The organism is Brevundimonas sp. (assembly GCF_041911375.1).
GTDB lineage: Bacteria > Pseudomonadota > Alphaproteobacteria > Caulobacterales > Caulobacteraceae > Brevundimonas.
In genome coordinates this window covers 1-19,767 of sequence record NZ_JAYRPA010000074.1, presented here as the reverse complement: position 1 = coordinate 19,767, position 19,767 = coordinate 1, and the positions used below count along the sequence as shown (strand labels likewise).

General features: G+C 68.4%; 24 protein-coding genes, 1 other RNA gene and 1 other annotated feature. Of the genes, 6 read left to right on the top strand and 19 right to left on the bottom strand.

The window, feature by feature from the left end:
• Nucleotides 1-151: 151 nt before the first annotated feature.
• The 4 genes from rnpB to sppA form a co-directional block, all read right to left on the bottom strand.
• Nucleotides 152-530: RNase P RNA component class A (gene rnpB / locus ACE3PU_RS12860), an RNA gene on the bottom strand.
• Between the two features lie 32 nt (nucleotides 531-562).
• A complete protein-coding gene (locus ACE3PU_RS12855) occupies nucleotides 563-1,324 on the bottom strand; it encodes an N-acetylmuramoyl-L-alanine amidase (protein WP_374390395.1) in 762 nt (253 codons plus the stop codon).
• A gap of 12 nt (nucleotides 1,325-1,336) precedes the next feature.
• Nucleotides 1,337-1,660: a hypothetical protein gene (locus tag ACE3PU_RS12850; protein WP_374390393.1), complete on the bottom strand. Its 324-nt coding sequence runs from the start codon at nucleotides 1,658-1,660 to the stop codon at nucleotides 1,337-1,339.
• 114 nt (nucleotides 1,661-1,774) lie between these two features.
• Complete coding sequence (gene sppA, locus ACE3PU_RS12845; protein WP_374390391.1) at nucleotides 1,775-3,559, bottom strand: signal peptide peptidase SppA; 1,785 nt, start codon at nucleotides 3,557-3,559, stop codon at nucleotides 1,775-1,777.
• A gap of 223 nt (nucleotides 3,560-3,782) precedes the next feature.
• Between sppA and panD the strand changes: the two genes are divergently transcribed.
• Nucleotides 3,783-4,139 carry an aspartate 1-decarboxylase gene (gene panD / locus ACE3PU_RS12840; RefSeq protein WP_249749884.1) on the top strand — a complete coding sequence of 119 codons (357 nt, stop codon included), beginning with the start codon at nucleotides 3,783-3,785 and terminating at the stop codon, nucleotides 4,137-4,139.
• A gap of 46 nt (nucleotides 4,140-4,185) precedes the next feature.
• Here panD and ACE3PU_RS12835 read toward each other — a convergent pair whose 3' ends face one another.
• Together ACE3PU_RS12835 and ACE3PU_RS12830 are read right to left on the bottom strand one after the other, a co-directional pair.
• Nucleotides 4,186-5,847: a putative bifunctional diguanylate cyclase/phosphodiesterase gene (locus tag ACE3PU_RS12835; protein WP_374390388.1), complete on the bottom strand. Its 1,662-nt coding sequence runs from the start codon at nucleotides 5,845-5,847 to the stop codon at nucleotides 4,186-4,188.
• Nucleotides 5,848-5,870: 23 nt separating this feature from the next.
• A complete protein-coding gene (locus ACE3PU_RS12830) occupies nucleotides 5,871-6,473 on the bottom strand; it encodes a GNAT family N-acetyltransferase (protein ID WP_374390386.1) in 603 nt (200 codons plus the stop codon).
• A gap of 92 nt (nucleotides 6,474-6,565) precedes the next feature.
• Nucleotides 6,566-6,629 (top strand) — a sequence feature (sul1 is cis-regulatory element that is thought to sense ions involved in sulfur or methionine metabolism; They are found in Alphaproteobacteria).
• Between the two features lie 54 nt (nucleotides 6,630-6,683).
• Here ACE3PU_RS12830 and ACE3PU_RS12825 point away from each other — a divergent pair.
• Together ACE3PU_RS12825 and ACE3PU_RS12820 are read left to right on the top strand one after the other, a co-directional pair.
• A complete protein-coding gene (locus ACE3PU_RS12825) occupies nucleotides 6,684-8,168 on the top strand; it encodes a SulP family inorganic anion transporter (protein ID WP_374390384.1) in 1,485 nt (494 codons plus the stop codon).
• A gap of 48 nt (nucleotides 8,169-8,216) precedes the next feature.
• On the top strand, nucleotides 8,217-8,387 hold the full coding sequence (locus tag ACE3PU_RS12820) for a hypothetical protein (protein WP_374390382.1): 171 nt from the start codon (nucleotides 8,217-8,219) through the stop codon (nucleotides 8,385-8,387).
• Here ACE3PU_RS12820 and ACE3PU_RS12815 read toward each other — a convergent pair whose 3' ends face one another.
• Nucleotides 8,388-8,585: a hypothetical protein gene (locus tag ACE3PU_RS12815; protein WP_374390380.1), complete on the bottom strand. Its 198-nt coding sequence runs from the start codon at nucleotides 8,583-8,585 to the stop codon at nucleotides 8,388-8,390.
• 213 nt (nucleotides 8,586-8,798) lie between these two features.
• Here ACE3PU_RS12815 and ACE3PU_RS12810 point away from each other — a divergent pair, with 213 nt between their 5' ends.
• Complete coding sequence (locus tag ACE3PU_RS12810; RefSeq protein WP_249749874.1) at nucleotides 8,799-9,011, top strand: cold-shock protein; 213 nt, start codon at nucleotides 8,799-8,801, stop codon at nucleotides 9,009-9,011.
• A gap of 80 nt (nucleotides 9,012-9,091) precedes the next feature.
• Here the strand turns inward: ACE3PU_RS12810 and ACE3PU_RS12805 are convergent, their stop codons facing one another.
• The gene (locus ACE3PU_RS12805; RefSeq protein WP_374390377.1) at nucleotides 9,092-9,436 is read right to left on the bottom strand and encodes a glycine zipper domain-containing protein; all 345 of its coding nucleotides are present in this window, start codon (nucleotides 9,434-9,436) and stop codon (nucleotides 9,092-9,094) included.
• Between the two features lie 409 nt (nucleotides 9,437-9,845).
• Between ACE3PU_RS12805 and ACE3PU_RS12800 the strand changes: the two genes are divergently transcribed.
• Nucleotides 9,846-10,208: a hypothetical protein gene (locus tag ACE3PU_RS12800; protein WP_374390375.1), complete on the top strand. Its 363-nt coding sequence runs from the start codon at nucleotides 9,846-9,848 to the stop codon at nucleotides 10,206-10,208.
• 114 nt (nucleotides 10,209-10,322) lie between these two features.
• On the opposite strand, the gene ACE3PU_RS12795 is transcribed toward ACE3PU_RS12800, so the two are convergent.
• Nucleotides 10,323-10,865: a GNAT family N-acetyltransferase gene (locus ACE3PU_RS12795; RefSeq protein WP_374390373.1), complete on the bottom strand. Its 543-nt coding sequence runs from the start codon at nucleotides 10,863-10,865 to the stop codon at nucleotides 10,323-10,325.
• A gap of 146 nt (nucleotides 10,866-11,011) precedes the next feature.
• Here ACE3PU_RS12795 and ACE3PU_RS12790 point away from each other — a divergent pair, with 146 nt between their 5' ends.
• On the top strand, nucleotides 11,012-11,233 hold the full coding sequence (locus ACE3PU_RS12790; protein WP_374390371.1) for a hypothetical protein: 222 nt from the start codon (nucleotides 11,012-11,014) through the stop codon (nucleotides 11,231-11,233).
• Between the two features lie 126 nt (nucleotides 11,234-11,359).
• On the opposite strand, the gene ACE3PU_RS12785 is transcribed toward ACE3PU_RS12790, so the two are convergent.
• The 10 genes from ACE3PU_RS12785 to ctaD all read right to left on the bottom strand — a co-directional run bounded on the left by ACE3PU_RS12785 (nucleotide 11,360) and on the right by ctaD (nucleotide 19,706).
• Nucleotides 11,360-11,914, bottom strand: a complete 555-nt coding sequence (locus tag ACE3PU_RS12785; protein WP_374390369.1) for an NADPH-dependent FMN reductase — start codon at nucleotides 11,912-11,914, stop codon at nucleotides 11,360-11,362.
• Nucleotides 11,915-11,975: 61 nt separating this feature from the next.
• Complete coding sequence (locus ACE3PU_RS12780) at nucleotides 11,976-13,187, bottom strand: M16 family metallopeptidase (protein ID WP_374390366.1); 1,212 nt, start codon at nucleotides 13,185-13,187, stop codon at nucleotides 11,976-11,978.
• Between the two features lie 70 nt (nucleotides 13,188-13,257).
• On the bottom strand, nucleotides 13,258-13,989 hold the full coding sequence (locus ACE3PU_RS12775; protein WP_374390364.1) for an SURF1 family protein: 732 nt from the start codon (nucleotides 13,987-13,989) through the stop codon (nucleotides 13,258-13,260).
• A 109-nt stretch (nucleotides 13,990-14,098) separates the two neighbouring features.
• Nucleotides 14,099-15,007 carry a cytochrome c oxidase subunit 3 gene (locus ACE3PU_RS12770; RefSeq protein ID WP_374390362.1) on the bottom strand — a complete coding sequence of 303 codons (909 nt, stop codon included), beginning with the start codon at nucleotides 15,005-15,007 and terminating at the stop codon, nucleotides 14,099-14,101.
• Between the two features lie 122 nt (nucleotides 15,008-15,129).
• Nucleotides 15,130-15,579: a hypothetical protein gene (locus tag ACE3PU_RS12765; protein WP_374390360.1), complete on the bottom strand. Its 450-nt coding sequence runs from the start codon at nucleotides 15,577-15,579 to the stop codon at nucleotides 15,130-15,132.
• Nucleotides 15,580-15,854: 275 nt separating this feature from the next.
• On the bottom strand, nucleotides 15,855-16,277 hold the full coding sequence (locus ACE3PU_RS12760) for an NUDIX domain-containing protein (protein ID WP_374390358.1): 423 nt from the start codon (nucleotides 16,275-16,277) through the stop codon (nucleotides 15,855-15,857).
• Entirely contained in the window at nucleotides 16,274-16,813 is a 540-nt protein-coding gene (locus ACE3PU_RS12755; protein ID WP_374390356.1) for a cytochrome c oxidase assembly protein, read from the bottom strand. The genes ACE3PU_RS12760 and ACE3PU_RS12755 overlap by 4 nt, the downstream gene beginning before the upstream one ends.
• On the bottom strand, nucleotides 16,810-16,995 hold the full coding sequence (locus ACE3PU_RS12750) for a hypothetical protein (RefSeq protein WP_374390354.1): 186 nt from the start codon (nucleotides 16,993-16,995) through the stop codon (nucleotides 16,810-16,812). The genes ACE3PU_RS12755 and ACE3PU_RS12750 overlap by 4 nt, the downstream gene beginning before the upstream one ends.
• A gap of 4 nt (nucleotides 16,996-16,999) precedes the next feature.
• Complete coding sequence (gene cyoE, locus ACE3PU_RS12745) at nucleotides 17,000-17,965, bottom strand: heme o synthase (RefSeq protein ID WP_374390352.1); 966 nt, start codon at nucleotides 17,963-17,965, stop codon at nucleotides 17,000-17,002.
• An 88-nt stretch (nucleotides 17,966-18,053) separates the two neighbouring features.
• Complete coding sequence (ctaD, locus tag ACE3PU_RS12740) at nucleotides 18,054-19,706, bottom strand: cytochrome c oxidase subunit I (RefSeq protein ID WP_374390350.1); 1,653 nt, start codon at nucleotides 19,704-19,706, stop codon at nucleotides 18,054-18,056.
• Nucleotides 19,707-19,767 lie beyond the last annotated feature (61 nt).

The following is a 19,767-nucleotide window of genomic DNA, read 5'->3' as shown; positions in this document are numbered from 1 at the left end:
ATACAAGTATTCACAGGCTGTGCAGGATTCTAACCTCGGCCCGGCCGGCAAGGGGTTAACGGCCAGGCCGCCTGTGGACGCCGGGCGGCGTCCGGAAATCGGGGGATGAATCGGCCTCGATCAGGCCGAAGGCCGGCGGGCCGAAAATAAAAACGCCAGACGGCCTGTAAGCCGGGTTCTGTTCCGTCCGAAGACGGCGACGATCATTCCTCTGGACCGCCCATTGCTGGACGGTTCTCGCGACCTACCCGGACGTCTGGGGCGGTGAACCCCGCGAAGCGAACTCCGCGCGACGTCCCTATTTGGTCTTGCTCCAGGCGGGGCTTGCCATGCCGTCGACGTTGCCGCCGACGCGGTGGGCTCTTACCCCACCCTTTCACCCTTACCGGCCTCGCAAGACCGGAGGTTTGCTTTCTGTGGCGCTATCCCTCGGGTCGCCCCGGGCGGAGGTTATCCGCCGCCTCTTCACCGTGGAGCCCGGACTTTCCTCGACGAGGGCAAGCCCCCGCCGCGACCGCCCGGCCGTCTGGCGCGCGCTAGATGCGCGCTGGCGGCGGTCACGTCAATCCAGGACGCCCGTCGGGCTCTCGGCGCTGGCCAGCTGCAGCAGGCCCACCAGGCGGGCGCGGGTCTCGCCGTCGGCCACGCCGTCGATGCGGGCGGGGCGCCAGTGGCGCTGGAAGGCGCGCACCGTGGTCTCGGTGTCCGCGTCATAGTCGCCGCCGGGCTGGAGGCCGTAGCCCAGCCGGTGCAGGCCGGCGCGCAGGACCACCACGCCGATGCCCTGGTCGCCCTTCTGCAGCAGGCCGCCCAGCGCCTTGACCCGCTCCGGCGCCGGTTCGAACCACAGGCCGTGCCCGGCCTCGGCCAGCCGCTTCCACGGGAACAGTTCGCCGGGGTCTTCCTTGCGGTCGGGCGCCAGGTCCGAGTGGGCGATGATGCGGTTGTCGGGAATGGTCCAGCGTTCGCGGATGTCGCCGACCAGGGCGACCACGGCCGCGACCTGCGCCTCCGGGAAGGGGCGATAGCCGAATTCGTGGCCCGGATTGACGATCTCGACGCCGATGGAGGCGGCGTTGCAGTCGGTTTCCCCGCGCCAGACGCCGCGCCCCGCATGCCAGGCCCGGCGCTCCTCCGGGACCAGCTGGAAGACGCGGCCGTCCTCCTCGACCAGATAGTGGGCCGAGACCTTGGCGTCGGGATCACGCAGGCGCGCCAGGGCCGCCTCTCCGGTCGCCATGCCGGTGTAGTGCAGCACCAGCATGTCGGGCGGCGCGCGGCGCGCGTCGAAGTTCGGCGACGGCGCGTCGATCAGTTCGATCATGGGGAAAGGGCCTCAGCGGCCGTGGCGCTCCCAGCCGTAGGCGACCCAGGTGTCGCCGACCTTCTGCGCCTCGATCACCTCGGGATCGCTGGCGCGGCGGCGCAGGATCATGGTCCGGCGCGCCCGCAGGGCCAGGCCCGCCAGGAACACCAGCACGCCGGCGATCAGGGCGATCACGGCGACCGCCGCGGCGGTGAAGACGGCGAGGATCGCGCCGACGGCCAGCGCCGCCATGCCCGCGACCAGGCCGCCCAGCCACATCACCGAGGCGACGAGGCCGTTGGGGCGGCGACGTGCGGCGAAGCCGATGGTGGCGAGACGTTCGGGCTGGAACATGGTCGATCCTCTTCAGGCGCTTCATGAAACGCCGAACCTTCAATGTCGGTCCATCCCGCCGCCCGGTCAAGGACGGCGGCCCTCACGTCCAGGTGCGGCAGACCGACGCGCCGGTCAGAACATCGGCTGGTCCGCCAGGACGACGGCGCCCTCGCTGCGCATCCGCTCGCCCTGGATCCGCTGCATGACGGCCTGGGCCTGAGGATCGGCCATGACGCCGCCGACCATGACGAGGGCCCGGGCGGCCTCGCTCTGGACGCCGAACGCCTCGGACAGGGCCTCCCACGGCGACTGGGCCTTGGGGAAGTGCTTGAAGCGCACGGGCTGGTCGGCCGGCAGCTTGGCCAGCGCCTTGGCCTTGGCGACGGCCTCCGTCAGGCCGCCCAGCTGGTCGACCAAGCCCAGGGGCAGGGCCTGGGCGCCGGTCCAGACGCGACCGCGCGCGATTTCGCGCACCCGCTCCGGCGGCAGCTTGCGGCCCGTCGCCACGCGGGTGATGAAGTCGTCGTAGATGCGATCCATCGAGCCCGCGAAGGCGGCCCGCTGCTCGGGCGTGAACGGCTGGGTCGGCGAGAAGGCGTCGGCGTATTCGCCGCCGACGGACAGGCCGCGCATGTCGACGCCGAAGCGGCCCAGGGCGTCGGCCACGACGAACTTGCCGCCGAACACGCCGATGGAGCCGGTGATGGTGGTGGGCTGGGCCACGATCCAGTCCGCCTCGGAGCTGATCCAGTAGCCGCCCGACGCGGCGTAGCTGCCCATCGACACCACGACCGGCTTGCCCGCCGCACGCGCGGCGCGCACCGCCGCCAGGATCTGCTCGGAGGCCTCCGGCGAGCCGCCGGGCGAGGAGACGCGGAAGACGATGGCCTTCACGTCCTTGTCCTTGATGGCGTCGTAGATGGCCTCGGCCGTGTCGTCCGAACGGATCATGGCGCCGCCGCCGAACGGGCTGGCGCCGCCGCCCCGGCCGGTCACGATGGCGCCCTCGCCGCCGACGATGGCGACGGCGTTGCGGCCCGAACCCTCGCGCGCGCCCTTGTCGGAGGCGTATTTGTCGAATTCGATGATCTCGGCGCCGGCGCCGGCGCGGCGCTTGATCTCGGCCTCGGCCTCCTCGACCTGACCGACCTTGTCCACCAGACGGTTGGCGAGCGCCTGCTCGGCCGTATAGGGGCCGGCCTCGATCACCGTCTTCAGCGCCTGGGGCGTCGACTTGCGGTCGCGCGCGACGTGCGCCAGGGCGCTGTCGTAGATGGAGGTCATCCACGCCGTCTGCGCCTCGCGGTGGGCGGGGGTGTAGTCGCTCTGGGTGTATTCGTTGACGGCGTTCTTATACTCGTAGCGCTGCTCGAAATCGGCGCGCACGCCGTACTTCTCGAAGGCCCGGCCCAGGAAGACGTTGTCGGTCGCCAGGCCCGTGACCTGGAAGCCGGCGGTGTTCTGCATCCACAGCTCCGACGCCGCGGCCCCCACCATGTAGGACGAGATCGACGCCCCCACGGGCATGAAGCCCTGGCTGTGGGCGATCACCGGCTTGCCCGACGCCTTGAAGCGCACGATGGCCTGGCGCAGCTCGTCGGCGGCGGCCGGCGTGATCCCCGATTCCGGCAGGCGGATCAGCAGACCCTTCACATTGCGGTCGTCCTGGGCCTGGATCAGCGTGTCCACGACCTGGAGCACCGACAGGCCGGAGCCGGAGAAGACGGCGAACGGATCGGTCGACGGCTGGTCGCTGATGCCTTGGCGCAGGTCCAGTTCAAGGACCGAGGCGGCCGGCGTGACGGGTTTCGACGATCCCGCGGCGATGGCGAAGGTGAGCAGCACCACCGGCACGACGACGAGGAACAGCACCAGCCCGGTGAAGACGCCGAGCACGGTCAGAAAGAACTGTTTCAAGGAGATAGGTCCCGCAGCGGGCCGTGGATGGCCGCGCGCGACAGCATAGAGGGGGCCGCGTCGTCGTCAAATGAAGGTCCGGCAATGTATGGACCGCCTTCGCGCCGCACCATCGTCGCATTGCGGCGCAGCGGACGCGATTGATGCGGCGGGCCGAAATCCCTATATGAGCCGCCTGCGAGCGGGGGCCTATCGCCCCGCGTGTCCGTTCGGGAGACCTGCCATGCTGGTCACCATGATGAAGTCCAAGCTGCACCGCGCGACGGTGACGCAAGCCGATCTCGATTACGAGGGCTCGATCGCCATCGATCGCGACCTGCTGGACGCGGCCGGCATCTTTCCCAACGAACAGGTCGACGTGCTGAACATCACCAATGGCGCGCGCTTCACCACCTACGCCATCGAGGCCCCGCGCGGATCGAAGGTCATCGGCGTCAACGGCGCCGCCGCGCGCCTGGTCCAGAAGAACGACAAGGTGATCGTGGTCACCTACGGCCAGCTGGAGCAGGAAGAAGCCCGCCAGTGGGAGCCGAACGTGGTGCTGCTGGACGACCACAACGCCATCAAGCGCGCGGCCTGAGCCGCCCCTCCCCCGCCGTCCCCGGACTTGATCCGAGGATGAGGCGTCAGGCCGAGCGCTGCTTCAGCGGCGCGGTTCCGTCGGCCAGGCTTTCGGCCAGATAAACCTCCGCCTCCTGGGCGGGCAGGGCCGGCGCATAGCCGAAGCCCTGGCCATAGTGGCATTGGGCGTCCAGCAGCAGGCGCGCCAGTTCGGCGTTCTCCACGCCCTCGGCGACGACCTCGAGCGACAGGTCGCGACCCAGATTGACCACCGACTTGACGATCTTGGCCGAGCCCTCGTCCTTGTTCATCGTCAGCACGAAGTAGCGGTCGATCTTGAGCGTGTCGAAGGGCAGGCGCGCCAGGTAGGAGAGCGACGAGAAGCCGGTGCCGAAGTCGTCCAGCGCCAGCGACGCGCCGACGTCCTTCAGCGACCTGAGCACCTCGGCGGCGCGCGTGGTGTCGCGCATGATGTCGCCTTCGGTGACCTCCAGCTTCAGCGCCCCGCGCGGCAGGTTGCTTTCCTTGATGATGCGCTCGACGTCCTCGACCAGGTGACGACGCTCGATCTCGCCGACCGACAGATTGACGCTGCAGAACAGCTTGCCGGCCAGGGGATGGCGCTCCAGCCATTCGGCCAACTGGCGCGCTGACTGGGTCATCATCAGGAGGCCCAGGTCGTTCATCATGCCCAGGTCGTTGGTCAGGCCCAGGAACTCGTCCGGCGGGACCAGGCCGCGCCGGGGATGACGCCAGCGCGCCAGGGCCTCGAAACCGGCGACGGCGCCGGTCTTCAGGTTCACGATCGGCTGGAAGAAGGGGGTGATCTCGCCGCGGACGAAGGCGTTGCGCAGGTCCGCCTCCAGCGCCAGGCGGCTGAGGCTGTCGCTCTCCAGGGCCCGGCCATAGGCGGCCGATCCGCCGCGGCCCGCGCCCTTGGCCGATTCCACCGCCAGTTCGACGCGGCGCAGGATCTCGGCCGGGTCGGGCGCGTCGGGCCCGCCCTCCACGACCACGGCCCCGATGGAGACGGTCGGATAGATGTCGAAGCCGGCGACGCGCAGCGGCTGCTCCAGCGCCTCGCGCACGCGATAGCTGACATGGGTCCCGCTCTTGGGGACGATGATGGCGAACTCGTCCTCGCCGATGCGGGCGGGGCTGGCCTCCTTGGCGAAGGCGGCGGCCAGGCGCGAGCCCAGGGCGGACAGCACCAGGTCGGTGCGCTCGTGCCCCAGCGCCTCGTTCAGGCGGCGAAGGCGGTCGACGTCGCCCACCACCAGCTCGTACTCGCCCGGCTGGACCAGCACCTCCCCGACCCGGGTCAGGAAGCCGCGACGGTCCAGAAGGCCCGTCAGATTGTCCCGGTCGCCCCCGGCGAACTTGGTCTCCAGCGCAACCACGCCGGCGGCGCGCAGCCCGTCCTCCAGCCAGACGCCCCGCCACAGGCAGGTCTCGGCGCCGCGCATGCGCAGGCGGACGGCGACCTCGGTCCCCTCCTCCTGCGGCTTCAGCATCTTCTCGGCCAGCGAACGGTCCTGCGGCATGGCCGAGGCGACGAAGCCGGCGCCCGAACATTCCGGCGCCAGCGGCCCCAGCCCCAGCGGACGGGTCGCGCCGGTGAAGCGGATCTGATCCTCGGACGGGGTCCACACCCACAGCGCCGTGTCAGCCGCCGCGAGCGCCTCTATGGCGGTCGTGGCGTCCCAGGCCAGCGATCTGGGTCGCATGTTCACAGGCGTTCAGGCCCCCTTCAGGACGACGTTCGGCCGCCGCGATCGATCTCGTCCACGACGAGGCCGAACAGCAGATGGTCTGCCCACTCCCCGTTAATTTTCAAATAAGCGCGGGCGTATCCTTCGCGCCGGAAGCCGGATTTCTCCAGCACGCGCCGCGATCCGTCGTTCGTGGGCAGACAGGCCGCCTCCAGCCGATGCAGATCCAGCCGGTCGAAGGCGTAGCGGACCAGCGCGCGCACCGCCGCCGTCGCATGGCCCCGCCCCGCGTAGGGTCGACCGATCCAGTAGCCGATGGTCCCCGTCTCGGCGACGCCGCGCCGCACGTTCGACAGGGTCACCGCGCCGTACAGGGTGCGGCCGTCGTCACTGAAGACGAAGAAGGGCCAGGCGTTGCCCAGCTCCATCTCCCGCGCATAGATCGACAGCCGACGCTTGAAGGCGGCCTTGGTCAGGTCGTCGTCGGGCCAGGCCGGCTCCCACGGCTGGAGATAGTCGCGCGAGCCCGCGCGCAGCTCGGACCAGGCGACGTAGTCCGACGCGCGCGGCGGGCGCAGACGCACGCCGTCGCCACGGACCAGCGGTCCGGCCGCATCGCTCATCCAGTCCAGGAGGGCCATGACGTCAGCCTAACGCCTGAGCGGCGGATTGGCGACGGGCGGCACGCGAACTTGATTTCCGCGCCGCGACGGAGCATGACGCCCGCCATCACCTTGGACCCGCCCCTGTTCGCAGGCGACGGGTGGCTATCCCCGCCGCCGATCCGCTGGGAAACCGAGCCGCCTTGAAACCGAACCGTCGGGCGCGGCTCATCCAGATGAAAAACTGACATGTCCCTCATCGCCTCCGCGCGCCAGCAATGGCTCGCCACCCCCCGCCGCGACCTGCTGGCGGGAACCGTCGTCGCCCTGGCCCTGATCCCGGAGGCCATCGCCTTTTCCATCATCGCCGGGGTCGATCCGGCGGTCGGGCTTTACGCCAGCTTCGTCATCGCCGTGACCATCGCCTTCGTCGGCGGGCGTCCGGCCATGATCTCGGCCGCCACCGGGGCCATGGCCCTGCTGATGGGCGGGCTGGTCCGCGATCACGGCATCGAATACCTGTTCGCCGCCTCGCTGCTGTGCGGGGTGATCCAGATCGTCGTGGGCCTGCTCAGGCTGGGCCGCTACATCAAGTTCGTCAGCCGCAGCGTGATGACCGGCTTCGTCAATGCGCTGGCGATCCTGATCTTTCTGGCCCAGATGCCCGAACTGATCGGCGCCAACTGGCAGACCTTCGCCCTGGTCGGGGCGGCCCTGGTCATCATCTACGGCTTTCCGCGCATGACGAAGGCCGTGCCGTCGCCCCTGGTGGCGATCGTGCTGATCAGCGCCTTTGTCATGATGACCGGGCTGGACGTGCGCACGGTCGGCGACATGGGCCGGCTGCCGAGCGCCCTGCCCGCCTTCCACCTGCCCGGCGTCCCGCTGACGTGGGAGACGCTGGCCATCATCGCGCCGGTCTCGGCCACCCTGGCCTTCGTCGGCCTGCTGGAGAGCCTGCTGACCGCCAATCTGATCGACGACGTCACCGACACCCCCTCGGACAAGGACCGCGAGACGCGCGGCCAGGGGATCGCCAACATCCTGTCGCCCCTGTTCGGCGGCATGGCCGGCTGCGCCATGATCGGCCAGTCGATGATCAACGTCAGCTCAGGCGCGCGCGGGCGACTGTCGACCCTGTGGGCCGGGCTGTTCCTGCTGTTCCTGATCCTGGTGCTGCAGGACTGGGTCGCCCAGATCCCGATGGCGGCCCTGGTGGCGGTCATGATCATGGTGTCGGTCGGCACGTTCGACTGGGGCTCGGTGCTGAAGCTGCGCTCCACGCCGCTGCAGTCGTCGATCGTGATGATCGCCACGACCGTCACCGTGGTGGCCACCCACGACCTCTCCAAGGGCGTGGTGCTGGGGGTGCTGCTGTCGGCGGTCTTCTTCATGCGCAAGGTCGGCAAGACCCTGTCGGTCGCCGAGATCGAGACGCCGGAAGACGGGGTGCTGCGCTATCGCGTGACCGGCCAGCTGTTCTTCGCCTCGGCCGAGCTGTTCGCCGCCAGCTTCGAGCACCACGGCCATCCGAAGCGCGTCGAGATCGACATGGCCGACGCCCATCTGTGGGACCTGACCGGGGTCGCGGCGGTGGACAAGGTCGTCTTCCGCTATCGCCGACAAGGCGCGGAAGTGGTGGTGACGGGCATGAACCAGGCCGCCCGCACCCTGGTCGATCGCGTCGGCCGGTTCGAGAAGCAGCATCTGCCCGAGGGCGCCGCCGCGCATTGAGCGGGGAACCGCCGGGCGCGCCGTTCGCTACGCAGCCAGGAGGTCCTCATGGACAAGAAGCAGACTGACGGCCGCAAGGGCAACGGCGCCGTTCCCCCCGGCAAGCCGGACGCCTCGACATCGGACGACGCCGTCAAGAGGACGGGTCAGAAGGAGCGACGCAGCGCCGGGCCCGACGGGCCCGACGCCACAGCGGTGGGCGACACCTTCAAGCGCTGACTATTCTGTCGTGGCGGCCTGGGCCGGCATCTTGCAGATGCGGTTCAGGTCGGCGCGGATGGACGACCCCTGGAAGTGCGAGATTTCGGCGCCGGAATAGCCTTCGGCGGACAACGCCTTCACGACATCGCCGGTGTTCTGGCATTCAGGGGTGCGGGCAAGCTGGTAGGCGCGCTCGACGACGTGGATCTGGTTCATGGCATGTCTCTCGTTGAGACATAGAACGCCCCGCCACCTTGGCCGTTCCTCCGTCAAGCTTGCCTTTTGCCGAAAGACCTGCGCAATGGCGCCTGTCGATCTCTCTGCGTAACGCCCACTCTCTCTGCGAACGCAACGAGTCCAGGCCGATCCATTCAGACCCGACAGGCCGCAGGGACGTTCCCTCGGTCAATTTCCAAACGGAGGTCCAAGATGGCTACCGGTACTGTTAAGTGGTTCAACGCGACCAAGGGCTACGGCTTCATCCAGCCGGACGACGGCGGCAAGGACGTCTTCGTCCACATCACGGCCGTGGAAGCCGCCGGCCTGCGCGGCCTGGACGAAAACCAGAAGGTTTCCTACGAGCTGGAGCGCGATAAGCGCTCGGGCAAGGAATCGGCTGGCCAGCTCCAGACCGTCGGCTGATCCCAGCTTACGCCTGATACGGAAACGGCGGCTCCTGACGGGGCCGCCGTTTTCAATTGCGCCGGGCCCTGCCGGGGGGCTCAGTAGTAGCCGTAGTCGCCCCGGCGCGGCACGCGCGTATAGCCGTAGCGACCGTCGCGGTTGTAGCCGCCGAAGCCGTATCCACAAGGGTCGTCCCGTTCGGACAGCTGGTTGCCCAGGAGGCCGCCCGCGATGGCGCCGATGGCCGCGCCCCTTTCCCGATCGCCCTCGCCGGCGATGGCGGCGCCCGCCAGCGCGCCCAGGGCCGCGCCGCTGGCCGTCGCATACTGGCGGTTCTGCGCATAGTCGCGCTCGCATCGCGAGGCGTAGCCGTCCGTCGTCGCGCAGCCGCTGGCGATCAGCCCGCACCCCGCCACCGCCGCCAGGCTCAGAAACATCCGCATGCGATCACCCTTTCCTGAACAAGGTCCGAACCGCAACGCTGCGGCCGACGGGATGTTCCGGGGTTGGGCGGTGCCGAACGCCGGCTGCGGGGTCAGTTTCGCCTGACGGCGGACGCAACAGGCGTCGGCTGTGGGGGTTAGCAGGCCTAGGGCACTGCGGTCACAGGGCCAGTTCGCCCAACCAGCTCCAAATCTGGTTGACCGCCGTTCGCCCCATCTTCACTATAAACCTATGATTGAGAAGTTTGCGACACTCGTCGGCCTCCTCGGATTGTCGGTTGCCTGCACGGAACGACCTCAGCCAAGCCCCCCACGGAGCATCAATATCCCGGTGATGGACCTAGTCAGCGCGAGTGGCGGCGTGGAGACTGGGTGGTCGCCCGTGGGGACGACCCCTTCCCGACCGTCCATGAGTCTATACGAGTTCCGCCGCCCATCGATGATCATGGTCTGCGAAGGTATGTCGCTCAGAGTTCAGGTTCGCGACTTCGAGCCCAAGCAGGCTTGGCCGCAACCTGAGTTGAGCATCGCTTTTGGAGCCGTTGAGCGATCCGCAGTGCCGGACGTCCGGAACATCGGCGAGCAGGTCGCTTATGAAATCAGCTTTCGGATCGCCGACGACGTTCTCGATCAGATATCTGCTGGATCCCCCATCGAGGCGCGCTTCAACGATCAGTCGAAAGCCTTCCTGGCAACGCCTAAAGCTGAAGCACAAGCGTTCTCATCCGGCTGCGCCGCCTTGCTTCCGCCCCCGCTGCGTCGACCGAACTGAAAGCTGTATCCACAACGGGTCCGGCTTGCGAAATTAATAGCAGCGCGGAAAGCGGACATCGGCCCCGCAGCCCGAAAGCGGGCGCGTGTCATTGCAGCCAAGGGTGACAGGCCCCTAAGCTATTGCGGGCTTGGTCAGAGCATAGCAGTCGCTCGGTCCGGCAACTTCGCCGAGTTGAGGGCGTGCTTCCCAATTGGCCAGGGTGGCTTCGTAACTCAGCCCCACCCGGCGGAGGACCCCAGCTGACGCGGCGTTATTTGGATGGCATGTCGCCCAGACGCGCAGGATCGCGGGCTGCGCAATGGCCCAAGCGACGACGACCGATGCAGCTTCGGTAGCGAAGCCGTTTCCCCAAAAGGTCTCTGCGAAGATGTAACCGAAGTCGGCCTTGGGCGGCGACAGCCGCAGTTCCAGCACGCCAAGGAAATTGCCAGACGTTTTCGCAGTGACGGCCCAGGGAAAGGCCGAGCCCGCAATCCAGCAATGTTCACAGCGCTGGGCGAACGCCAAGCTTTCAGCGATGTCCTGATGGCGCCGAAACGGCATGAAGCGGGTCGGAGACGCCTCGCCGGCATACTGGAAAATGCTCGCGGCATCCGATCGCTGGACCGGACGAAGGCGCAAGCGCTCAGTTTCAAAAGTGTCGGGAGCCCGCATCCGCCGACGATATGCGCCGGCGCCAAACGTCCGCAACGGGTCGAGAACGGAGACTCGTTCCAGGACGAGTTGCTGACTTCCAGCTGCCAAGCCGCTAAGAGCGCGGGTCGGCGCTGCCGCGCGGGAACCCCTGACGGGACAAGATCGTGTTCCAGTTCATCCTTATGGCCTCTCTGGAATTTGTCGGCGGCTTCACCCAGTCCTTGGTTGACCGTCCCCTCGCCGCCACCAGAAGACTGAATCCGTGGCTGCGGTTTCCAGCCGTCACCCTGGTGATCGTCCTCTGGATTGCGGGACTGTTGGCGGCGAGTTTGCTGCTGGCGGCTCTGGTGACGATCGTCGTCGCGGTTCTGGCGCAGATGGTCTGAACCTCCCTGTCCGCAACGGATCGATTCCGGTCGGGGCCTTCGCGCTCAGCAGCTGGCATCCGGGCGCCGAACAGCCGCGCCGGAGACGGCGAGCGCGCCGAGTTGGCGGAGCGAGCGCCTTCGCAATCAGCCCTTGGTCTTTTCGATCCAGTCCGAAAAGGCGTCGACGAAGGTCTTGAGGAAGTCGCGCGTGCCTTCGTTGGTCAGCCGGCCCTCGTCGTCCAGCAAGGCCCCGACATTGCCGACATAGGCCTCCGGCTGCTGCATCGTGGGCATGTTCAGGAAGACCAGCGGCTGGCGCAGGTGGTGGTTGGCGCCGAATGCGCCGATCGCGCCGGGCGAGACGCTGACGATGGCGGCGGGTTTGGCCTGCCAGACGCTGTGGCCATAGGGGCGCGAGCCGACGTCGAGCGCGTTCTTCAGCGCGCCGGGGATGGAGCGGTTGTATTCCGGCGTGACGAACAGCACGGCGGCGGTCGCCGCAACCTCCGCCCGGAACCGTCGCCAGGGCGCGGGCGGCGCATCCGTCTCCAGATCGGGATTGTAGAGCGGCAGGTCGCCAATCTCGACCGGGACCAGCTCCAGGCCCGGCGCCGCCAGGTCCTTCAGCGCCATGGCGACGGCGCGGGAATAGGAGCCTTCGCGCAGGCTGCCGACGATCAGGGCGACACGGACGGACATTCAGGCTCTCCCGGTTTGGATGCGTCAGAACAACCGTCGCCGGGCGGGGGCGGTTCCGGCGTCAGCCGAACAGGGCCGCCTCGAACGCCTCGCCCGCGCCGCCGGCGGCCCGGGGGCCCAGGACCGCGCTGGCCGCCTTGCCGCCGGACAGCAGGCGGGCGCCGACCGCGCGGACGTCCTCGACGGTCTGGGCCTCCAGCTGTTCGGTCATGGCCGCGCTGCTCAGGGGCCGGCCGAAGATCAGGGTCTGGGCGGCGTTGCGGCCGGCGCGGCTCATCGGATTCTCGTCCGACATCCAAAGGCCGGCCTTCATCACCGCCTTGGCACGCGACAGCTCGGCCGCCGTCGGGCCGGCCTCGGCCAGGTTTCGCACCTCGGCGGCCGAGACCTGCGCCAGCTCCCTGGCGCGGTCCGCCGCCGCGCCGGCGTAGACGCCCAGCACGCCTGTGTCGGCATAGGGCTCCTGATAAGCGTCGATGGCGTAGGCCAGGCCGCGCTCCTCGCGCGCGCTCTGGAACAGGCGCGAGGCCATGCCGCCGCCCAGGATCTCGCTGAACAGACGCATGGCCGGCAACTGCGGGTCGGTGGCGCCCAGGGCGGGCAGCTGGAAGACCAGATTGGCCTGTTCGATCTTGCGGTTCAGCCGGGCGTGGCCGCCGACGAAGGCGGCGGGTCCCGGCGCATCGGCGGGCATGGGCTTGGCGTCGCCGAACCAGCGCTCGGCCAGGGCCAGCAGTTCGGCCTCGTCCACCGCGCCCGAGACGGCGACCACCATGCGATCGGGCGAGTACAAGCGCGCACGCCATCCCTCCACGCCGGCGCGGTCGGCGGGCTTCAGGCTGGCGACCGAGCCCAGGATGGGGCGGCCCAGCGGCTGGCCCCGGAAGGCGCGCGTCTGGACCATTTCGAACACATGGTCGTCGGGGGTGTCGAAGGCCTCGGCGATCTCCTGGGCCACCACGTCCTTCTCGCGCTCGATCTCGGCGGGGTCGAGGATGGGCCGGAACACCAGGTCCGACAGCACCTGCATCGCCAGCGGCAGGGAGCCGTCCAGCCCGCGCACCTCGAAACTGGTCCGCTCATAGCCGGTGGCGGCGTTGATCGTGCCGCCCTCGGCCTCGATCCGCTCGACGATCTCGCGCGCGGCCATGTCGCCGGCGCCCTTGAACACCAGATGCTCCAGCAGGTGCGACCAGCCCGAGCGATCCTCCGGCTCCCACCGCGCGCCGCCCTGGACCGTCACGACGACGGCCAGGGTCTTCAGCCCCGGCATGGGATCGCAGACGACGCGGACGCCGTTCGACAGGGTGTGCAGGGAGGCGGTCAGGAGCTTTGTTCTTTCCCTATCGTTCCGCGCGCGGCGCCGGACGGCTTGAGGGGCGCCCATCGTTCAGGCGCCGGCGAAGGAGGGCCACATAGAAGCCCGCCAGCGCGATCGCCAGTCCGAACCAGGTCAGGGCGTAGCCGAAATGATTGTTCGAGAAGGCCGCCGGCGGCGCCGAGGGGCGCAGGGCGGGAACCTCCGGGTTGATCGCGGTCAGGGCGAAGACCGTCTCGGGCCGCACCGGTCCCTCGACCCCCAGCGCCTTGGCCATCGCCGCATTGTCGCGGGCGTAGAAGCGATTGTTGGCGGGCGGCGGCGTCAGGGCGCCGGGCGGCGGGGTCCGGCGCAGCTCGCCGATCAGGACCAGCGGCAAGGTCGAAGCCAGCACGCGCGGCCGCGCCGTCTCCGGGTCGGCGATGAAGCCGCGATCGATCAGCAGCCCGTCGGCGCGCCCGGCCGGGCGGCAGACCGAGATCAGGCGCACGCCCGCCTGGCCGTCATGGATGCTCTGCAGCTCGACATAGGGGGCGGTGGCCAGGCCGGGGCAGACCATCAGCACCTTGCGGAACTCGACGTCGCCGCCGGCCAGGACGGCGTCCAGCGGTTCCGGCGGCCTCGTCGCCGCCGCCTGGGCCGCCGTGATCAGCCCTTCCTTCCAGCGCAGCCGCTGCACCTGCCACACGCCCAGCCCGATCAGCAGGGCGATCGCGGCGGCGGTGAGGATGGTCAGGATCCAGGGAAAGCGTCTCATAGGTCGTCTGCCGTGAAGCGCAGCGTGACGGGGGAGGATCGCAAAACGGCGACGGCGCGGGACGATCCCTCGTCCCGCGCCGCCCGAACCGTGTCGTAAGAGCCTTGGATCAACCGAAGACGACGTAGACGAAGGCGAACAGGAACAGCCACACCACGTCCACGAAGTGCCAGTACCAGGCCGCAGCCTCAAAGCCGAAATGCTTCTCGGGGGTGAAGTCGCCGCGCAGCAGGCGGATCAGGCACACGGTCAGGAAGATGGTGCCAACCAGAACGTGGAAGCCGTGGAAGCCCGTCGCCAGGAAGAAGACCGAGCCGTACAGACCCGAGTTCAGGGCTTCCTCGTTGAAGAACAGGTTCTCGTGGATGATGTGGTGGTACTCGTACGCCTGGACACAGGTGAACAGCACGCCCAGCACGACGGTGATGATCAGGGCGATCTTGGCGCCCTGCCGGTCGCCGACCTGCAGCGCATGGTGGGCCCAGGTCACGGTGCAACCCGACAGCAGCAGGGTCACGGTGTTCAGCAGCGGCAGTTGCCACGGGCTCAGCACCTCGACGCCCGCCGGGGGCCAGGTCGACCAGGCCCTGGCGGTGTCGGCCCAGGTGCCGATCTCGGGCGTGAGGGCGCGCGACTCGGCGAACAGGGCCATGTCGAAGAACATCCAGAAGAAGGCGGCGAAGAACATCACTTCCGAAGCGATGAACAGGATCATGCCGTAGCGCAGGCCGATCGAGACGACCGGCGTATGGTCGCCCGCCTTGGATTCCTTGATCACGTCCGACCACCAGCCGAACATCGACACCAGCACGCCCGCCAGGCCGGCGAAGAACAGGCCCTTCTTGCCGTCGGCCAGGAAGTTGGCGGCGATCGGGCCAGCGTCCGCGGGCGCCAGGCCCTTCATCCAGACGACCGCGCCGATGAACATGATGCAGGCGGCCAGGGAGGACACCAGCGGCCACGGGCTGGGGTTGACCAGGTGATAGTCGTGGTGCGGAGCGGCGTGGGCGTCGGCCATGAATCGCGTCTCTTTGGTCGGCGAGAGTCGGTGATGACAGCGGCTATAGCGTCCCCTCTTCCACGACGCCAGAGCCCGGCCGCGTTTCGGCCTTTATCCCCGCCCGCGCGGGTCAGGCGCGGTCATTTGTCCGAAATCGGCGTCACGGCCGGAAGGGGACCGCGTCGTCCGGAGGCCACCGCACGGCGGCGGAACGAGGCACGGACGCCGAGAATGGCCAAGGGGATGGCGAACAAGTTGAGGACGGAGCCGCCCATCCGGTAGCCGAAGACCGACGCCCCGCCGAAGATCTCGACGCCGAGCCACGCCAAGATGACCAGGCTGGGCCAGATGGTCCTGCCCTTCACGACAGCCACGCCCGCCAGAACCGCCAGTCCGGTCAGGCCGCCGTGAATCAGCAGGCTTTCCCAGTTCTCGCTAAACAGTCCCCCGAGCGCGAAGAATCCATGAACCACAACGAGTGGCAGAACGGCTCCGGCGCCGCCCTCCAGCCCCTCCCGCAGGCGCTCCTTGCTGTTCAAGGGTTCGAACGCCGCAGCCATCACTCTCTGCTGCGAATTTGCGGCGGACAAGGCGTCTCTCCAGGTGCGCCGGGGACCGGTCACCCGGTCGGACAAGGGGCGGGGTTTACTGTCGCGAGATCGGGGCATGGCCCTCTTGTTGTCGCGTTCAGGTTGACGGACCGTTTCCCTGCGGTCAGTCAAACGCGCCTGATCGGCGTCTCGACAGGCTTACCCTGACAGTCCCGCCCTTTCCGCCGGCTCCGCCCTCGCGACCGCCTGCCCTGCCTCCGCCGGAGGAGGAACGGGCCGGCCCCTGCAGGGCGGCCAGGTCGGCGGAAAAGCGCCTAGCGCGCCGCCAGCGCCTCGAACGCCCGGGCCGCGAAGACCGACAGGGGCTGGGGCGGATCGGCGGGATCGAACCAGTCCAGGGCCGACAGCGTGTCCGGCTCGACCAGCGTCGGCTCGCCCTCGAAATCGCGCGCCAGATACATCAGGGAAACCCAGTGCTGGCCGTCGGCGGGCAGTATCTCTTCGGTCACGCACAGCAGATCGACCTCGCCGATCACCAGGCCCGTCTCCTCCTCGGCCTCGCGACGCGCGGCCTGTGCGGCGGGCTCCATGGCGTCGACCTTGCCGCCGGGGATGTTCCAACTGTCCGCCTCGGGCGCCTTCAGCCGACGGCACAGCAACACCCGGCCGTCGGCGCGCCGGATCACCAGGCCGCAGCCGACGCCGGGAAAATCGACGCCGGGACGGGACGCGCTCACCCCTGCGCCGCCGGATCGTCGGCGGGGTAGAAGGTGTAGCTGAGAGTGATCTCGCGTGCGCCCTTGGCCTCGCGGTCGGTGGCCAGCTCGGGGGCGATGAAATACTGGACCGGGAACTGGCGCGTCTCGCCCGCCGCCAGGGTCTGGGTCTCGAAGCAGAAGCATTGCAGCTTCTGGAAATACGGCCCGGTGTATTCCGGCACGACGTTGTAGCCGGCGCGGACCTGGATCGGCTTGTCCGAGGTGTTGGTGACGTCGAAATAGGCCAGGCCCGTCTCGCCGATGCGCACGCGCTGGGTGGTCTGCTCCGACACGAACTTCATCGGCACGCCGCGAACATTGGTGTCGAACCGCACCATCACCGTCCGATCCAGGACGGTGTCGGGGGCCTTTTCAGCCTTGCGCACCGTGCCGTCGAAGCCTGTGACCTGACAGAACATCTGATAGAGCGGCACCGCCGCGAAGGCCGCGCCCGTCATGGCCATGACGCCCACGACGCAGGCGATGGCGATGGCGTTCTTCCGGTCCTTCCTCATCGCGCCGCGGGCTCCGCCGTGACCACGCCCGGCGCCGCGAGCGCGGCGCGGGCGTCGGCCTGGTTCTGCTGCAGGCGCAGGACGGTCGTCAGGAAGACCAGCACGATGAAGGCCAGCAGTCCCAGGGCGATGAACAGGTTGCGACGCTTGCGTGCGCGCAATTCGTCGGGGCTCAGACGCATGGCTTTACGCTCCCATACCGGACAGGGCCTCGACCAGCAGCGCCGCGAACAGCGCCATCAGATAGAGGATGGAGAAGGCGAACAGGTCGCGGGCCGGTTTGGCCTGGGTCCGCACGTCGTACAATGCGGCTTCGCGCCCCACCGCCTCGGCCTTGTCGGGTTCGTCCCCGGCGCGCGAGCGATAGAGGCGCAGCGCCAGGCCCAGAAAGCCCAGGCCGCCCAGCACCGAGACGATCAGATAGACCACGCCGCCCATGCCGAAGACGGCGGGGGCGATGGCGGCGGGCACGAAGACCAGGCTGTAGATCAGGATCTGCAGGCGGGTGGACTTGGCGCCGCGCACCACGGGCATCATGGGAATGCCGGCCTTGGCGTAGTCGCCGGCCGAATACAGCGCCAGCGCCCAGCTGTGCGGCGGGGTCCACAGGAAGATGATCAGAAACAGCAGCCAGGCCTGCCACGGCGCCTGGCCGGTCGCGGCGGCCCAGCCGATCACCGGGGGAAAGGCGCCCGCCGCCCCGCCGATGACGATGTTCTGGGGCGTGCGGCGCTTGAGCAGCAGGGTGTAGAAGCCGGCGTAATAGACGATGGTCAGCGCCAAGAGGCCCGCCGCCAGCCAGTTGGCGTTCATGCCCAGCAGCATGACCGAGAACAGGCTGAGGATGACGCCGAAGGCCATGGCCTCGTTCTTGCGCACCCGTCCGGCGGCGACGGGCCGGCCGCGGGTGCGGCGCATCAGGGCGTCGGTCTCGCCCTCCAAGGCCATGTTCAGCGCCCCGGCCGCGCCGGCGCCGACCGCGATGCACAGCACGGCGATGGCGGCCACGAAGGGATTGATCGACCCCGGCGCCACGACCAGCCCGGTCGCAGCGGTGAACACCACCAGCGACATGACGCGCGGCTTCAGCAGCTGGAAATAGTCTTCCGGCTGGGCGGTCGAGAGGACGGGGCGGGTCTGGACGTCGGTCATGGTCGCGGGCGGCTTAGCATACCGGAAAGCAGAAGGCCGCCCCTTCGTCGGAAAGGGCGGCCTTGTTTTTACGCGCGTGGGCTGACGATCAGTGCTCGTCGGCCCTGACCACCGGCAGCTCGTTGAACTGGTGCTGCGGCGGCGGCGAGGACAGGGTCCACTCCAGGGTGGTGGCGCCTTCGCCCCACGGATTGGCCACGCCCTTGCGGCGACGGATGGCGGCCTCGGCCAGCATGACCAGGAAGACCACGACGCCCACGACGGTGATGGCGTAGCCGATGGACGAGACGTGGTTCCACAGGGTGTAGGCTTCCGGATAGTCGATGTAGCGACGCGGCATGCCCTGCAGGCCCAGGAAGTGCTGCGGGAAGAAGATGATGTTCACGCCGATGAACATGATCCAGAAGTGCAGCGCGCCCAGGAACTCGTTGTACTTCACGCCGAACATCTTCTCGAACCAGTAGTAGAAGCCCGCGAAGATCGAGAAGACGGCGCCCAGCGACAGCACATAGTGGAAGTGCGCCACGACGTAGTAGGTGTCGTGCAGGCTGTAGTCGATGCCGGCGTTCGACAGGACCACGCCGGTCACGCCGCCGACGGTGAACAGGAAGATGAAGCCCATCGCCCAGAGCATGGGCGTCTTGAAGCTGAGCGAGCCGCCCCACATGGTGGCGATCCAGCTGAAGATCTTCACCCCCGTCGGCACGGCGATGATCATGGTCGCGGCCACGAAATAGGCGCGCAGATTGATGCTCATGCCGACCGTGTACATGTGGTGCGCCCACACGATGAAGCCGATGAAGCCGATGGCGACCATGGCGTAGGCCATCGCCAGATAGCCGAAGACCGGCTTGCGGCTAAAGGTCGAGACGATGTGGCTGATGATGCCGAAGCCCGGCAGGATCATGATGTAGACTTCGGGGTGGCCGAAGAACCAGAACAGGTGCTGGTACATCACCGGGTCGCCGCCGCCGGCCGGATTGAAGAAGCTGGTGCCGAAGTTGCGATCCGTCAGCAGCATGGTGATGGCGCCCGCCAGGACCGGCAGCGACAGCAGCAGCAGGAAGGCGGTGATCAGCACGCCCCAGGCGAACAGCGGCATGCGGTGCAGCGTCATGCCCGGCGCGCGCATGTTGAAGATGGTGGTGATGAAGTTGATCGCGCCCAGGATCGAGCTGGCGCCCGCCACGTGCAGCGAGAAGATCGCCAGGTCGAAGGCCGGGCCGGTGTGGCCGGTCGTCGACAGCGGCGGATAGGCCGTCCAGCCGCCGCCGAAGCCGCGCCCCGGTCCGCCGTCGACGAACATCGACAGGCACAGCAGCACGAAGGCGAAGAACAGCAGCCAGAAGGAGATGTTGTTCATGCGCGGGAACGCCATGTCCGGCGCCCCGATCATGATCGGCACGAAATAGTTGGCGAAGCCGCCCATCGTCGCCGGCATGACCACGAAGAACACCATGATCAGGGCGTGGGCGGTGACCGTGACGTTGTAGCCGTGCTTGGTCGCCTCGACGAGACCCAGCTGCTGGATGATGGTGCCTTCCTTGAACAGCTGGATGCCCGGCTCGGCCAGTTCCCAGCGGATCAGGCCGGACAGGGCGCCGCCGATCAGGCCCGCGAAGATCGCGAAGCCCAGGTACAGCAGGCCGATGTCCTTGTGGTTGGTGGACAGGAACCAGCGGGTGAAGAAGCCCATCTTGTGACCGTGATCATGGTCATGGGCGGCGGCTGCGGTGGCCATCGTCTTTTCAGCCTCTCGCGAAGTTACTGGGCCGCCGGCGCGGCGGCCGGGGCGGGTTGGG

What these genes read in the sequence shown, in the direction of transcription:
- ACE3PU_RS12810 (WP_249749874.1), top strand. Translation starts at nt 8,799, where the DNA reads ATGGCTACCGGTACTGTTAAGTGGTTCAACGCGACCAAGGGCTACGGC.
- ACE3PU_RS12750 (WP_374390354.1), bottom strand. Translation starts at nt 16,995, where the DNA reads ATGCGTCTGAGCCCCGACGAATTGCGCGCACGCAAGCGTCGCAACCTG.
- ACE3PU_RS12770 (WP_374390362.1), bottom strand. Translation starts at nt 15,007, where the DNA reads ATGGCCGACGCCCACGCCGCTCCGCACCACGACTATCACCTGGTCAAC.
- ACE3PU_RS12830 (WP_374390386.1), bottom strand. Translation starts at nt 6,473, where the DNA reads ATGGCCCTCCTGGACTGGATGAGCGATGCGGCCGGACCGCTGGTCCGT.
- ACE3PU_RS12825 (WP_374390384.1), top strand. Translation starts at nt 6,684, where the DNA reads ATGTCCCTCATCGCCTCCGCGCGCCAGCAATGGCTCGCCACCCCCCGC.
- ACE3PU_RS12755 (WP_374390356.1), bottom strand. Translation starts at nt 16,813, where the DNA reads ATGAGGAAGGACCGGAAGAACGCCATCGCCATCGCCTGCGTCGTGGGC.
- ACE3PU_RS12835 (WP_374390388.1), bottom strand. Translation starts at nt 5,847, where the DNA reads ATGCGACCCAGATCGCTGGCCTGGGACGCCACGACCGCCATAGAGGCG.
- ACE3PU_RS12795 (WP_374390373.1), bottom strand. Translation starts at nt 10,865, where the DNA reads ATGCGGGCTCCCGACACTTTTGAAACTGAGCGCTTGCGCCTTCGTCCG.
- ctaD (WP_374390350.1), bottom strand. Translation starts at nt 19,706, where the DNA reads ATGGCCACCGCAGCCGCCGCCCATGACCATGATCACGGTCACAAGATG.
- panD (WP_249749884.1), top strand. Translation starts at nt 3,783, where the DNA reads ATGCTGGTCACCATGATGAAGTCCAAGCTGCACCGCGCGACGGTGACG.
- ACE3PU_RS12850 (WP_374390393.1), bottom strand. Translation starts at nt 1,660, where the DNA reads ATGTTCCAGCCCGAACGTCTCGCCACCATCGGCTTCGCCGCACGTCGC.
- ACE3PU_RS12785 (WP_374390369.1), bottom strand. Translation starts at nt 11,914, where the DNA reads ATGTCCGTCCGTGTCGCCCTGATCGTCGGCAGCCTGCGCGAAGGCTCC.
- ACE3PU_RS12815 (WP_374390380.1), bottom strand. Translation starts at nt 8,585, where the DNA reads ATGAACCAGATCCACGTCGTCGAGCGCGCCTACCAGCTTGCCCGCACC.
- ACE3PU_RS12780 (WP_374390366.1), bottom strand. Translation starts at nt 13,187, where the DNA reads ATGCCGGGGCTGAAGACCCTGGCCGTCGTCGTGACGGTCCAGGGCGGC.
- ACE3PU_RS12820 (WP_374390382.1), top strand. Translation starts at nt 8,217, where the DNA reads ATGGACAAGAAGCAGACTGACGGCCGCAAGGGCAACGGCGCCGTTCCC.
- ACE3PU_RS12775 (WP_374390364.1), bottom strand. Translation starts at nt 13,989, where the DNA reads ATGAGACGCTTTCCCTGGATCCTGACCATCCTCACCGCCGCCGCGATC.
- ACE3PU_RS12800 (WP_374390375.1), top strand. Translation starts at nt 9,846, where the DNA reads ATGAGTCTATACGAGTTCCGCCGCCCATCGATGATCATGGTCTGCGAA.
- ACE3PU_RS12805 (WP_374390377.1), bottom strand. Translation starts at nt 9,436, where the DNA reads ATGCGGATGTTTCTGAGCCTGGCGGCGGTGGCGGGGTGCGGGCTGATC.
- ACE3PU_RS12855 (WP_374390395.1), bottom strand. Translation starts at nt 1,324, where the DNA reads ATGATCGAACTGATCGACGCGCCGTCGCCGAACTTCGACGCGCGCCGC.
- cyoE (WP_374390352.1), bottom strand. Translation starts at nt 17,965, where the DNA reads ATGACCGACGTCCAGACCCGCCCCGTCCTCTCGACCGCCCAGCCGGAA.